This is a genomic window from Aphanothece microscopica RSMan92, from assembly GCF_046613545.2.
In the GTDB taxonomy this organism is placed as follows: Bacteria; Cyanobacteriota; Cyanobacteriia; order PCC-6307; family Cyanobiaceae; genus NIES-981.
The window spans coordinates 1-13,138 of sequence record NZ_JBKKKY020000068.1; the positions used below are offsets into that span (position 1 = coordinate 1).

Here is a 13,138-nt window from a genome sequence, read left to right on the forward strand (position 1 = left end):
CCCCGCCGCCCGGGTCCCCGTCCGAGGCGGACCGGCAGCAGGGAGAAGGGTTTCCCCACAGCGGCGAGAGGGGGCACAAATACCTATCGAGAAGTTCCTGCATCTTAAGAAGGATTTCCAGATTGTTCCCGCCAGGCGGAACGGTCCATCGGCCGGCCCCACTTCTGGAGGTTGGCCGGGGTCAGCCCTAGGTTTCCTGCGAGAGAACAGCCGTTCACGGACGGCCCCGAAGCCGAGGACATGCCCGCCGATTTCGATGGCTCCAATCCCGCCACCCGGTGGGCGCGCTTCTGTGATCTGCTCTGGTACGACGAGGGGCTGGGGCTCTGGCTCGACGTGAGCCGGATGGCCCTGAACCAGCGGGACATCGAGGGGATGCAGCCCGCCTTCGCCAAGGCCTTCGCGGCCATGGCGGCCCTGGAATCCGGTGCCATCGCCAACCCGGACGAGCAGCGGATGGTCGGCCACTACTGGCTGCGGACCCCGGAGCTCGCCCCCGATGCCGAGACCGCCGGCCACATCGCCGGCGAAATCGACCGGATCGAGGCCTTCGGCCACCAGGTGCTGGCCGGAGGGCTGCAGGCCCCCGGCGGTGGGACCTTCACCGATGTGCTCTGGATCGGCATCGGCGGCTCCGGCCTCGGGCCCTTGCTGGTGATCGAAGCCCTCCAGGCCGAGGGCCAGGGTCTGCCCTTCCATTTCATCGACAACGTCGATCCCCAGGGGATCAGCCGCATCCTCGGCCGCCTCGATGACCGGCTCGGCACGACCCTGGTGATCGTGGTCAGCAAGTCCGGCGGCACCCCGGAGCCCCGGATCGCCATGGAGCAGGTCCGCGCCCGCCTGGAGCAGCGCGGCGGTCGCTGGGCCGGTCAGGCTGTGGCCGTCACGATGGTCGGCAGCCGGCTCGACCGACTCGCCGAAGCCGAGCAGTGGCTGGCCCGCTTCGACATGTTCGACTGGGTGGGTGGTCGCACCAGCATCACCAGCGCCGTCGGACTCCTGCCGGCTGCCCTGACCGGCACCGACCTGCGCGCCTTCCTCGACGGCGCCGCCGCCATGGACGCCGCGACCCGCGCCGCCGCGTTGACCGCCAATCCCGCGGCCCTGCTCGCGGCCTCCTGGCATGTGGCCGGCCATGGGCGCGGCCAGCGCGACATGGTCGTGCTGCCTTACCGCGACCGCCTGGCCGTGTTCAGCCGCTACCTGCAGCAGCTGGTGATGGAGAGCCTGGGCAAGAAGCTCAGCCGCGATGGTCAGGTCGTGAATCAGGGCATCGCCGTCTACGGCAACAAGGGCTCCACCGACCAGCACGCCTATGTGCAGCAGCTGCGGGATGGGGTCGACAACTTCTTCGTGAGTTTCATCGAGGCTCTCGATGATCCGGCCGACATCCCCGCCCTGGCGGGCGAGCGGCCCGGCGATGTGCTCGAGGGGTTCCTGCAGGGCACACGAACGGCCCTGATGGAAAGCGGTCGCCAGAGTCTCACCATCACCCTGCGCCGTTTCGACGCCCGCAGCCTTGGTGCTCTCGTTGCCCTGTTCGAGCGGGCCGTGGGCCTCTACGCCGAACTGGTGAACGTCAATGCCTACGACCAGCCGGGGGTCGAGGCGGGCAAACTCGCCGCCGCCTCCATCCTCGACCTGCAGGGCCGGCTCGAGGGACTGCTGGCCGATGGCGCCCCCCGCACCCTCGAGGCCCTGGGGCAGGAGCTGCAGACCGCCGATCCCGAGCCGCTCTTCTGGATCCTGCGCCATCTCAGTGCCAATGACCCGGCCTACCGGGTCAGCGGGAGCTGGGCAGAGCCGGCTTCGCTGGCCTTCGCCCGGGTCTGAGTGCCCGATCCCTTGCGTTGATCGGCTCAGTCGATCCCTTCAACTTGAGGCGGAGGTGTAGTACCGCAGGGCATGGCGCCAGAACCAGCGGCTGGCCAGGGCGGCGATCAGCGCCATCGCCATGGCCCCCAGGGTCCAGGGCACGGAGGCCCGGCCGAGGATGGCTTCGGCGGGCACCGTGGTGAGGAAGGCCACCGGCAGCACGAAGGTGAACACCAGCCGCAGGGCCGGCGGGTAGGCACTCACCGGATAGCGGCCGGCCACCAGGGTGTAGCGCAGCACCTCGGTGGCATTCCAGATCTTCACGAACCAGATGCTGAGCGCCGCCAGCAAAAACCACAGGCTGTACAGGATCACGGCGCTGCTGACCAGCATCAGGGCCGCCAGACCCACGGCCCAGGCCTCCCAGCTGGCGCCGGCCCTGCCGGCGGCCCAGAGGCTGAGCCCCAGCCCTGCGGCGATCCCCGGCACGCCCCAGGGCGAGAACATCCGGGCGGAGAGCCAGAACTGGCTGTCCACGGGCTTCAGCAGCACAAAATCCAGCGTGCCGTTCTGCACATGACCCACGATCCTGCTCAGGTTGGGTTGGAGCACGCAGCTGGTGAGGCCATCCAGCAGCGTGTAGAGCCCCAGCACCACCAGGGCCTGGTGCCAGCTCCAACCGCCCAGCCGCGCTGCCGGGTCCTGGTCGGCCCCGCCGAACAGCAGGCCGAGCACGAACACGCTGCCGGCGAGGTTGCCCAGCACCGCGATGGCCTCGATCCAGAAGTTGGCGGGATATTCCAGTTCCGCCTGCAGGGACGTGCTCCAGAAGCGCAGCAGGCTGCGGCCGTAGCGGGCCAGGCGGCCGGGGCCCGCCATCAGGCCCCCATGGCGCCGTAGCGCCGCAGGCCCCGGCGCCAGAGCCAGGCGATCGGCGGCAGCAGCGCCAGACACCAGAGGGCGATCGCGCCGAACCCCTCGCGGGCGAGCACCGGCTCGCCCGCCAGCAGCCGGGCGGGGAAATCCACCATCCAGGGAAACGGCGTGGCCATGGCGATCCGGCGCATCAGCGGCGGGAAGGTCTCCAGGGGGGCCACCAGGCCGGAGAGAAACAGGTAGGGAATCATCAGCAACCGATCCAGCGCCGCCGCCCGTTCCGTCCAGAAGCAGGCCATGGCGGTGAGCGTCTGCAGCAGGAAGCGCAGCAGGAAGGCCGCGCCGATCGCGAGCACCCCCAGCACCAGCGCCTCGGGGCGGGGCACCCGCAGCATCCCCGGGGCCACCAGGGCCACCCCGAGCAGCATCACCGCCACGAACGGCACGCGGGTGGCCTGTTCGGCCAGGTGGGCACTCAGGTAGCGCCACAGGGGAAGCAGGGGCTGGAGCAGGTAAGGGGAGAGCTTGCCCTGCAGGGTGTCCTCCTCGAAGACGTGGATCATCCACACCACCGTGAACTGACGCACCAGGAAGGCCGCCAGGAAGTAGGGCCCCAGCCGTTCGGGCCCCAGGCCCGCGGCGGCGGCCGCTCCGGAGCCGCTCCAGACGCCGAGCATGATCAGGGGGAGCACTCCGGAGAGGGCCCACAGGGCGATTTCGGCCCTGTACTCGAGCATGTAGGCGTACTGGGTCTCGAGCAGCACCCGGGCGATGCGCCAGGTGCGGCCAGGCCGCCAACCACGGCTCGGCAGCCCGCGCTGCCCGGGCCTCAAGCCGCCGCCTCCCGCCGGAACAGCTCGCCGATCAGCTGCTCGATCGGCGGGTCCGCCACCTCCAGGTCCACCACGGCGAAGCGTCCCAGCAGGGCCGCGACCCGTTCGGTGAGCTGCTCCCGCGGAATGCGCAGCCGCACCTGGTGGCCCTGGTGACTCTCCACCACCCCATAGGCCTCGAAGGTCCCGGCCGGCTGCAGGTCCTGGAGTTCCAGGCGCACCTCCCGGTGCGGCGCGAGCTCCTGGGTGAGGCGCTCCAGCGATCCGTCGTGGAACAGCTGGCCCTCGTGGATCAGCAGCACCCGGCGGCAGAGGGCGGTGATGTCTCCCATGTAGTGGCTGGTCAGCAGCACCGTGGCGCCCGTGCGGCGGTTGTAATCGGCCAGGAAGTCCCGCACCCGGGCCTGGGCGTTCACATCCAGGCCCAGGGTCGGCTCGTCGAGGAACAGGACCGCCGGCTCGTGCAGCAGCGCCGCCAGCAGCTCGGCCTTCATGCGCTGCCCCAGCGACAGCTTGCGCACCGGGCGTCGCAGCTCCTCCCCCAGCTCGAGCATCTCGGCCAGCTGGGCGATCCGCCGCTCCGCCACCCGGTCCGGAATCCCGTAGACCGCCGCATTGACCCGGAAGGAGTCGAGGGCGGGCAGGTCCCAGATCAACTGCTGCCGGTTGCCCATCACCAGGGTGATCTGCTGCAGGAAACGCTCCTGGCGGCGAAAGGGCACGCAGCCGGCCACGGCGACCCGGCCCCCACTCGGCTCGATCAGCCCGGTGAGCATCTTCAGCGTGGTGGTCTTGCCGGCGCCGTTGGGGCCCAGGAACCCCACCACCTCCCCCGGCGTGATGGCGAAACTCACCTCCCGCACCGCCGCCACATCGCGGTAGCGGCGGCGCAGGAAGTGGCGCAGCGTTCCCCCCAGGCCGGGACGCTTGTCGGCCACCCGGAACGTCTTGCTCAGCGCCCGGGCCTCGATGATCGGCATCGCGTCGCCGTTCAGAACCAGTGCCCCATCGAGACGCCGAGCATGTCGGCGCTCGGCCAGGCTCCCAGCCCCATCAGGCCGCTGGCCAGCAGGTCGAAGGCGCTGCTGCCGGTACCCAGATCCTGCCGGGCGGCCCACTCGGCCTCCTGCACGGCCTGCTCATCCAGCCCGAGGGCGTCCACCAGGCGCCGGTAGGCCAGCTTCTCCTGCAGGTTCACCGCCGAGGGTTCCCCGGCCGTCCGGCTGGCGTTCACCATCTGATAGGCCAGCTTGAGGGCGAGCTGGCGCTGGTCGTCGGACTCCAGCATCCCCACCAGGTGCTCCAGCGCCCGCGGATCGGGGCTCTCTCCCGCGAGGCGGGCGGCGGCATCCGCCGCCAGGATCGGGCTGGCCGCCTCCGGCATGGTGTCGGCGACGATCCGCTCCAGCAGCTGGCGCTCCTCCTCGGCGAAGTCGCCATCGGCCCAGGCCACCCAGCAGACGATCCGCAACAGGGCGCGCTGGGAGGGCCTGAGCTGCTCGGTGGGGCGGACCATGGCGCAGCCTGGGGTTCTGGAGCCATTCTGGGGGCCGCACCCGACCCCCTGCCATGGCCCCGATCCCAACGCGGCCAGGCCCCCGCTGGTGGGTCAGCGGCGATCTCGACGGTCTGCTGGGTCTGGGCCTCGACAATCTCATCCAGATCCTGCTGATCCTGGGCCTCTGCCGGGGCTTGCTCGGCTATCCCGACGCCCTGGTCTTCGGCACCGTGCTGCCGGCCACGGGGATCAGCCTGGTCGTGGGCAATCTCGCCTACGCCCGCCAGGCCTACCGGCTGGATCAGCGCGAGGGTGGTTCGGGGCGCACCGCGCTGCCCTACGGCATCAACACCGTGAGCCTGTTCGCCTACGTGTTCCTGGTGATGCTGCCGGTGAAGCTGGCGGCGCTGGCGGCGGGACTGAGCCCGGAGGCGGCCGTCACCCTGTCGTGGCAAGCGGGCCTGATGGCCTGCCTGGGGTCGGGGTTGATCGAGGTCGGCGGCGCCTTCGTGGCCGATCTGCTCCAGCGCTGGCTGCCCCGGGCGGCCCTTCTCTCGACGCTGGCCGGCATCGCCCTCGGCTACATCGCCCTGGGTTTCCTGCTGCGCACCTATGCCCAGCCCCTGGTGGGTCTGGCCGTGCTCGCGGTGATCCTGGTGGTGTATTTCGGCGGGGTTCGCCTCCCCCTGCCCGGGGGGCTGGTGGCCGTGCTGCTCGGCATCGCCCTGGCCTGGAGCAGCGGACTGCTCACGGTGGATCCGCTCAGCTGGCGCCAGGCCACCCAGCAGCTCGGTCTGCACCTGCCGCGGCTGCAGCTGGGCGCCCTCTGGTCAGCCCGCAGCGAACTGCTCCCCTGGCTCGGCGTGATCGTGCCGATGGGGCTGTTCAACGTGATCGGCTCCCTGCAGAACCTGGAGAGTGCGGCGGCGGCCGGCGACACCTACCCCGTGCGCTCCTCCCTGCTGATCAACGGCATCGGCACGGTGGCGGCGGCGCTGTTCGGCTCCTGCTTCCCCACCACCCTCTACATCGGCCATCCCGGCTGGAAGGCGATGGGGGCCCGGCTCGGCTATTCCTGGGTCAACGGCCTCGTGATGGGAGCCGCCTGCCTGGCCGGCGCCTTCGGCGTGATCGGCGAGCTGGTGCCGATCGAGGCCGGCATGGCGATCGTGCTCTACCTGGGGGTCGTGATGGCAGCGCAGGCCTTCCAGGCCACCCCGCGCCACCACGCTCCGGCCGTCGTGCTGGGGATGCTGCCGGGCCTGGCCGGCTGGGGTGCCCTGATGCTCAAGGCCGGTCTGCGTGCCGCCGGGGCCGGCACCCAGGCCCTGCCGTTCGGGCCCGCCCTGCTGCCGCCCCTGGAGAGGGCGGACGTCTGGGCCAGCGGGGTCTTCGCGCTGGAGCAGGGCCTGATCATCACGGCGATGCTGCTGGCGGCTCTGCTGGTGTACGTGATCGAGCAGCGCTTCCTGGCTGCCGCGCTCTGTGCTGCGGTGGCGGCCCTGGCCGCGTGGTTCGGAATCATCCACGCCTGGCGTTTCGACCAGGCCGACACCGTGCTGTCGCTGGGCTGGGGAGCGGGCAGCCCCTGGGCGGCGGGGTACGGCGCGATGGCCCTGGTGCTGCTGCTCACGGCGCTCTGGCAGCGCCGTCGGGGGATCGGTAGGCGTCCGCCTGATCAGGGGCCCACCCCGGCCACCCCGGCCAGGCCAGCCGCCACGGCAAGGCCCAGGTAGGTCCCCACCAGGTAGCCCAGCAGGCCGATGGCCACGGCGGGCAGCGCCAGGTCGGGGCGGCGCAGGGCGCTTCCCAGGGCCAGGGCGGTGCTGGGCCCGCCGACGGCGGCCTGGGATCCCACCAGGGATTCCACCAACCCCCAGCCGAGATACCGACCCAGCACCAGGACCACCACGCCCTGAACGGCCACGATCAGGGTGGCCAGCAGCAGCACCCAGCGGCCCTCCCCCAGCAGCCCCGCCACGGGGGAGCTCAGACCGATCACGGTGAAGAACGGCTGGATCAGCAGCAGGCCGCAGGGGTAGGTCAGGCCGTTGCGGGCCACGGCTGGCAGCTGGGCGGCCAGCAGCGCCACGCTGGTGAGCACGAGGATGGCGGGCAGTCCGGGCCAGAGGATCTGGGCCCAGCCGGTGAGCAGGTCGCTGACCAGCACCACCCCCACCCCCCAGAGCAGGGCGACGGCACCCTGGCGGCTGAGCAGCTGGCGAGGCTGGGCCTCCAGCCGTTGCCAGCCCGGGTGCGCCGCGGCCTCTTCAGGCCCGGGCCGTGGCACCGCCGCTGCCGATCCGGCCAGGCGGTCCTTGCGGCGGCCCAGGCCCAGGCTGATCAGAAACCAGACGCTGAAGACCACGTGGTCGGCCGCGGTGGCGATCAGCACCAGTTCCTGCGGGGGGTTCAGGGTGCGGGCCACCGAGACGAAGTTGAGGCTCCCCCCGCTGAAGGTGGCCGTGAACAGCCCGCTCAGGGCAGGCAGATCCCCTCCCAGCTGGGGGGCCAACAGCCAGGCTCCGAGCGCCGTGCCGGCCACGGTGGCGACCACGGCCACGCTGAAAGGCTGCAGCAACCGCTGGGCACCGGGCCACACCCGACGCAGATCGACGGCCAGCAGCAACAGGGCAATGGCCAGCGACGTGAGGGGACCGTTGATCCACCCCTCCGCTGCCGCCTCCGGCCGCCAACCCAGCAGGTTGGTGGTCAGCAGGCCGAGGAACAGCACCAGCAGGGTCATCCCCAGCTGCCGCCCCACGGGGGTGTGCTCCGCCAGCCACCAGCCCACGGCCGTGAGCAGGGCGATCAGCAGGAGGGAGAGCACCATGCCCGTGGCTGGCCTAGAGGCCTCCCACGATGGGCCACCAGCGGCTGGCGGCCAGCAGGGTGTCGTCGTCCCACCCCTCGGCCCTGCGGCACTCGGCCTGCTGCGAGTCCAGCAGCGAGCCGTGCAGCGTTTCCCCCAGGGCCGCCCGCAGCAGGCTGCTGCGGCCGAAGGCCTGACTGGCTTCGGCCAGGCCGGCCGGCAGCCGGGGTGGGGCCTCGGCGCCCAGGCGAGCGGGATCCCCTTCGATGGGCTCCGGCAGCGGGTAGCTCGTGGCCAGCCCCTCCGCCACCGTCGCCAGCACAGCCCCCAGCAGCAGGTAGGGGTTCGCAGTGAGGTCGGCGACCTTGAGCTCGAGGTGGGCAGCGGCCCCATCGCCGCCGGCCGGCACCAGGCGCAGGGCGGTTTCCCGGTTCTCGATGCCCCATGCCTGGAACGGTGCCGACCAGCTGCCCGGGGCCAGGCGTCGGAAGGAGACGGGATGGTTGCAGGCCAGGGGCAGCAGCGCCGGCAGGTGCTCCAGCAGGGAACCGAGCAGCGAGGCCCCAGCCTCCGACAGCCCCCCTGGTCCGCTGCCGCCCTGGAGCAGCGGGTCACCGTGGCGGCGGACACTGAGGTGGAGGTGGCCGCCGTTGCCGACCAGCTCGGCCATCGGTTTCGGACTGAAGCTGCAGTGCCAGCCGAACCGGCGGCTGACGCGCTGCACCAGCAACTTGGCCAGCACGAGCCTGTCGGCAGCCTCCAGGGGGCTGCCCGGCGCGAGGGACAGCTCGAACTGGCCCCGGCCGTATTCCGGGTGGAACTGGAGCCAGGGGAGTCCGGCGCTGTCGCAGGCATCGCCGATCGCGGCGGCGTAGTCCAGTCCCTCCACCAGCCGGTCGGCGCCGTAGGGGCCCCCTGCCATCACGGCCTCCAGCGCCCGGTCCTCTGCCGTTGGGAGACCCACCATCCACTCCAGTTCAAAACCCGCCTGCACGGTCAGGCCGTTGTGCTCCAGTTGCCGCTGAAGGCGCTGGCAGCAGCTGCGCTGATCACCGGCGTAAGGGGTCCCATCCCGATGGCGTCGGTTTCCCGGCGCCCAGGCCCAGCCGCTGCTGGCCTCCAGGGAGGTCAGGGCCTCCAGGTCGGCCACCAGCCGCAGGTCGCCATCGGGGCGGGCCAGGCCATGGGCCGGATCGATCACCCCATCGCTGCGGAAGGCGTCCGAGACCGGCGAAAACCCGACTCCGACCCGAGCCGCGGCGGCCAGCGCGCCGATCGGCACCACCTTCACCAGGGTCGCGCCCGCATGGTTCACCCAGCTGATGGCCAGACGCCGCAGACCGCTGTGCCGCAGCTCCCGTTCGAGAGCCGCCAGGTCGAGGGGGGCGTCAGCCATGGCCGGAGCCGATCTGTCCTCTCACCATGGTGGGTGCGCCTCCGTCCGCGCGCATGGACCCCGCTGTCGATCCCCTTCCGCGTCTCGATCCCGCCCGCACCGCCCTGCTGCTGGTGGACCTTCAGGAGGGCACCTGCGGCAGCTCCCAGCCGCGTCCGCGGCCGCAGTTCGATGCCCTGGTGCGGCAGCGCACCCTGCCGGCGGCCCGCCGTGCCCTGGCCCTCGCCCGGGGGGCGTCCCTGGAGGTGATCCACACGGTGATCGCCGATCTCACGGCCGATGGGCGGGATCGCAGCTTCGACTACAAGCGCTGCGGGATGGGGTTCGCCCCCGGTTCCCCGGCCACCCGGGTCATCGCCGAGCTGGCTCCCCTGGCCGATGAGCTGGTGCTGCCGAAGAGTTCCTCCTCGCCATTCAGCTCCACGACGCTCGACTACCTGCTGCGCAACATCGGCATCGAGGTTCTGGTGGTGATCGGCCTGCTCACCGACCAGTGCATCGACCACACCGTCAAGGATGCCGCCGATCGCGGCTACCGGGTGCTCTGCCTCACGGATGCCTGCATGGCCGAGAGCCTGGAGCGTCACCAGCAGGCGCTGGAGTGCTTCCGCGGCTATGCCCACCTGCTGGCGGTCGACGACTTGGCGCGGCTCTTGCCGGCGGCCCCCTAGCCGAGCCGGCAGCCCAGCTGGATCCGGCCGGTGTCGAGCAGCCGGCCCAGCCGGATGGCGGTGGCTTCCTCCACCCGGTTGAACTGCTGCTGGTGGCTGGTCACCCACTGCAGTTCGCCCGGGGTGATCACCCCGGTGAGCAGGGCCTCGAGGAAGAGCGTGCCGACGCACAGGTCGCTGCTGCTGGAGGCCTTCGCGCTGGCACGGAACGCGTTCGGGATGGTGCTAGGGGACATCACGTTGGCTCTGGCTTGGGGCAATTCTGGTGGGATCGGCGCTTCCGCCCAGCCCCCGGGGGGCGACTGACACAGTTGCCCTCCGGGGGCTGCAGACCGGGCCGGATCAACTGCGCCGCAACCATCCCGGTGCCCCCGAGAACCAGTCGCCGAGGTCATCGGGGTCACGCCGGGGGCCCGGTTCGGGATCCGCACTGCCCAGATCCAGATCGCGCAGCAGGCGATCCAGGCCATCCAGCGGTGCGCCCTGCTGCTCGCGCCGCGCCCGCCGCAGCCAACCCGCCACGGTGGGATGGCGATCGGCGTGCTTCTGGAGCTCGATCCGTTCCTGGAGGCTCACCGGTTCTCCCGCTGCGATCCGCCGCAGAACCGCGTGGAGCCGAAGCCGTACCTGGGGACTGAGCATGGAGGGGCAGCCGCTGGGCCAAGGGTTCCGAGCCCCCGTCCCGGCAGCGGTGTCGATCCACACCAACCGCCTGTTGTGTCAGGGCTCTCCCATGGGAAAACCTTCCGGCCGCCACGGCGGTACTGACTAGCGTGGATTCCACGGCACCAGCTCCGGCGCGATGCCGCCTCGCTTCTCGCCCCGCTGCTTGCCCCGCGTTCCCCTGGGCACCCTGCCTGCACGGCCCACCCTTCAGCCCGATCCCTTCGCTGCCCTCCGCGTGATCGCTCTCCGATGACCAGCATCGACTGGCTCTGGATCATCCATCCCGCTCTCGCGGTCGTGCTGGTCTATCCCCTGCTCGGCATGGTGCTGCGGCTGGCCCAGCAGACCCGCCAGCGCCGCATCGCCAAGGTGAAGCACCCCCCCAGCGTCGGTACGGACCATGCCGATCTGGGCCGCTGGCTGGCGGCGGCGGTGGTCGGCATCGAGCTGGTCGCCTTCGCGGTGGTGATCGTCACCAAGGTGCCTTCGGCGCTCAGCCCCGGCCGTGCCGCCCTGCTCCTGCTGGTGCTGGCCGGCACCGTGGCCGCCCTGCTGGCCCTCTGGCGCGTCAGGCAGGCGGCCTACCGCGCCGCCTTCGCCCTGCTCTGCTTCGCCGGGGTGCTCGGCCTCGGCCTGCAGCCGGAAGTCTGGCGACTCAGCGACAACCCCCTGGAGCCGGCCTTCTGGCAGTCCCATTTCTGGGGAGGGATGGGGCTGACCGGCCTGATGCTCTTCTCGGTGGCGGCACGGCCTGAGATCCTGCGCCAGCTGCGCTGGCGCAGGCTTCACCTCTCAGCCAACATCCTGGCCGCCCTGATCTTCCTGGCCCAGGGAATCAGCGGGCCCCGGGATCTGCTGGAGATCCCGCTCAGCTGGCAGAAACCCGCGGTCTACGCCTGTGATTTCCAGCGGCAGGTCTGTCCTCCGGCCGCTCCCGTTCCTCCCCCCGGAACCTGATGCGCCTCCCCTGGGCGGTCCTGCTGCTGGCCGTCCTGGCCGGCCGCTATCTGCACTGGCGGGTGACCAGCACCCTGGTGCTCGATGGCGTGCTGACCGGCAGTGTGAGTCTGACGATGCTGGTGGCCGAGGTCTGGCTGCTGGCCCACGGCTTTCTGCAGCTCCTGTTCAGCCTGGCCCCGGATCCCGGCTTGACCGACCGCTGCGCCCATGCCGCCGCACTGCTGGAGCGCCGCTGCCGGCTGCAGCCGGAGCGCCTCCCCGCCGTGGATGTGCTGGTGCCGACCTATGGCGAGCCGCTGGCCGTGGTCGAACGCTGTCTGCGCGGGTGCAACGCCCTCGACTATCCCCTCCTCACCGTCTGGCTGCTGGACGATGGGGCCCGGTCCGAGCTGCGTGAGCTGTGCGCGGAGCTCGGTTGCCGTTACCGCAGCCGGGAGGCCCGGGACCACGCCAAGGCCGGCAACCTCAACCACGCCCTCCCCGGTCTGGGCGGCGAGCTGATCGCCGTGTTCGACGCCGATGTGGTGCCGCTCCCGGGGTTCCTCTCCCGCACGGTGGGCCTCTTCGACGACGATCGGGTGGGCCTGGTGCAGACCCCCCAGACCTACATGAACGCGGATCCGGTGATGCGCAACCTGCGGCTGGAGCGTTGGCTGATGCCCGACGAGGAGAGTTTCTACCGCTGGGTCGAGCCGGTCCGTCAGGGGGTCGGGGCCGTGGTGTGCGCCGGCACCTCCTTCGTGGTGCGGCGAGAGGCCCTGCTGGCGGTGGGCGGTTTCGAGACGGCCACCCCCTCCGAGGACCTGGCCACGGGCATCCGGATCACCGCCGCCGGATGGCGTTGCCTGTTCGTGCCGGAGAAGCTCAGCGCCGGCCTGGCTCCCTTCACCGCCGCCGCCATGGCCCGCCAGCGCTGCCGCTGGGCCAGCGGCACGCTGCAGACCCTGCGCACGCGGGCCAACCCTCTCACCATCCCGGGACTGAATCCCCTCCAGCGGCTGGCCTTCCTGGAGGGGATCCTGCACTGGTTCAATGCCCTGCCCCAGCTGGTGCTCTCCCTGATGCCGCTGAGCATCGGGGTGCTGGGGGTGGCGCCCCTCCAGTTCACCGCCGCCGGTCTGCTGCAGCAGGCCCTGCCGTTCTACGGGGCGCAGCTGCTGCTGGCCCGCTGGTTCAGTGGCCAGGCCCGGACCGCGATCCTGCCCGAGCTCTACCGCTGGATCTTTCTTGTGCCCCTGATCGGGGCCCTGGCGCGCACGACCCTGAACCGGCCGGATCACTTCCATGTCACGCCCAAGGCCCTGGCCACGGGACGGCAGCTGGGCCCCGATCCGCGGCTGCTCCTGCCCCTGCTCACCCTGCTCACCCTGCAGCTGCTGGCCCTGGTGCACCTGCTCGCCCCGAGCCCGGCCACGGCCATGCGCCCCCTGCCGCCCCTGGCGGGCGGTGCCCTGGCGCTGGGGGTGAGCTGGGGGCTGCTCAATGGCCTGCTCCTGCTGCTGGCGATCCGCACCTGCTGGGACCGTCCGCGGCACTCCGACGTGCCCTGGTTCGCGGTGGCCACCGAGGCTGGGGAGGCTGCGCTGATCGCGCGGCTGGCCGATCGAC

At 71.4% G+C, this 13,138-nt stretch carries 13 protein-coding genes; 5 read left to right on the forward strand and 8 right to left on the reverse strand.

The genetic code is table 11. The features are described from left to right. Positions 1 to 240 precede the first annotated feature (240 nt). A complete protein-coding gene (locus ACLD7X_RS14075) occupies positions 241 to 1,836 on the forward strand; it encodes a glucose-6-phosphate isomerase (protein WP_411424286.1) in 1,596 nt (531 codons plus the stop codon). Between the two features lie 39 nt (positions 1,837 to 1,875). Here ACLD7X_RS14075 and ACLD7X_RS14080 read toward each other — a convergent pair whose 3' ends face one another. From ACLD7X_RS14080 to ACLD7X_RS14095, 4 genes are read right to left on the reverse strand one after another with little or no spacing between them, the layout of a single operon-like run. Continuing rightward, complete coding sequence (locus tag ACLD7X_RS14080) at positions 1,876 to 2,772, reverse strand: ABC transporter permease (protein WP_411424287.1); 897 nt, start codon at positions 2,770 to 2,772, stop codon at positions 1,876 to 1,878. Continuing rightward, positions 2,697 to 3,527, reverse strand: a complete 831-nt coding sequence (locus tag ACLD7X_RS14085; protein WP_411424288.1) for an ABC transporter permease — start codon at positions 3,525 to 3,527, stop codon at positions 2,697 to 2,699. Before ACLD7X_RS14085 ends, ACLD7X_RS14080 begins: the two co-directional genes overlap by 76 nt. Then, a complete protein-coding gene (locus ACLD7X_RS14090; RefSeq protein ID WP_411424289.1) occupies positions 3,524 to 4,507 on the reverse strand; it encodes an ABC transporter ATP-binding protein in 984 nt (327 codons plus the stop codon). Before ACLD7X_RS14090 ends, ACLD7X_RS14085 begins: the two co-directional genes overlap by 4 nt. An 11-nt stretch (positions 4,508 to 4,518) precedes the next feature. Next, positions 4,519 to 5,043 carry a hypothetical protein gene (locus ACLD7X_RS14095; RefSeq protein WP_412006650.1) on the reverse strand — a complete coding sequence of 175 codons (525 nt, stop codon included), beginning with the start codon at positions 5,041 to 5,043 and terminating at the stop codon, positions 4,519 to 4,521. Positions 5,044 to 5,096: 53 nt separating this feature from the next. Between ACLD7X_RS14095 and ACLD7X_RS14100 the strand changes: the two genes are divergently transcribed. After that, entirely contained in the window at positions 5,097 to 6,761 is a 1,665-nt protein-coding gene (locus ACLD7X_RS14100) for an NCS2 family permease (protein WP_411424291.1), read from the forward strand. On the opposite strand, the gene ACLD7X_RS14105 is transcribed toward ACLD7X_RS14100, so the two are convergent. Then, positions 6,704 to 7,858 carry a DUF819 family protein gene (locus ACLD7X_RS14105; protein WP_411424292.1) on the reverse strand — a complete coding sequence of 385 codons (1,155 nt, stop codon included), beginning with the start codon at positions 7,856 to 7,858 and terminating at the stop codon, positions 6,704 to 6,706. The genes ACLD7X_RS14100 and ACLD7X_RS14105 overlap by 58 nt on opposite strands. A gap of 13 nt (positions 7,859 to 7,871) precedes the next feature. Next, positions 7,872 to 9,233 carry a type I glutamate--ammonia ligase gene (locus ACLD7X_RS14110; protein WP_411424293.1) on the reverse strand — a complete coding sequence of 454 codons (1,362 nt, stop codon included), beginning with the start codon at positions 9,231 to 9,233 and terminating at the stop codon, positions 7,872 to 7,874. Positions 9,234 to 9,286: 53 nt separating this feature from the next. Between ACLD7X_RS14110 and ACLD7X_RS14115 the strand changes: the two genes are divergently transcribed. Next, positions 9,287 to 9,904, forward strand: coding sequence for a cysteine hydrolase family protein (locus tag ACLD7X_RS14115; RefSeq protein ID WP_411424294.1), 618 nt, complete (start codon positions 9,287 to 9,289; stop codon positions 9,902 to 9,904). On the opposite strand, the gene ACLD7X_RS14120 is transcribed toward ACLD7X_RS14115, so the two are convergent. Together ACLD7X_RS14120 and ACLD7X_RS14125 are read right to left on the reverse strand one after the other, a co-directional pair. After that, on the reverse strand, positions 9,901 to 10,140 hold the full coding sequence (locus ACLD7X_RS14120; protein ID WP_412006651.1) for a hypothetical protein: 240 nt from the start codon (positions 10,138 to 10,140) through the stop codon (positions 9,901 to 9,903). The genes ACLD7X_RS14115 and ACLD7X_RS14120 overlap by 4 nt on opposite strands. Before the next feature lie 106 nt (positions 10,141 to 10,246). Beyond that, positions 10,247 to 10,546, reverse strand: a complete 300-nt coding sequence (locus ACLD7X_RS14125; RefSeq protein WP_411424296.1) for a hypothetical protein — start codon at positions 10,544 to 10,546, stop codon at positions 10,247 to 10,249. A 273-nt stretch (positions 10,547 to 10,819) separates the two neighbouring features. Between ACLD7X_RS14125 and ACLD7X_RS14130 the strand changes: the two genes are divergently transcribed. Together ACLD7X_RS14130 and ACLD7X_RS14135 are read left to right on the forward strand one after the other, a co-directional pair. After that, complete coding sequence (locus ACLD7X_RS14130; RefSeq protein ID WP_411424297.1) at positions 10,820 to 11,527, forward strand: DUF4079 domain-containing protein; 708 nt, start codon at positions 10,820 to 10,822, stop codon at positions 11,525 to 11,527. Then, positions 11,527 to 13,138, forward strand: a 1,612-nt coding sequence (locus ACLD7X_RS14135) for a glycosyltransferase family 2 protein (protein WP_411424298.1), incomplete at its 3' end; no start/stop codon positions are given. The genes ACLD7X_RS14130 and ACLD7X_RS14135, both read left to right, overlap by 1 nt.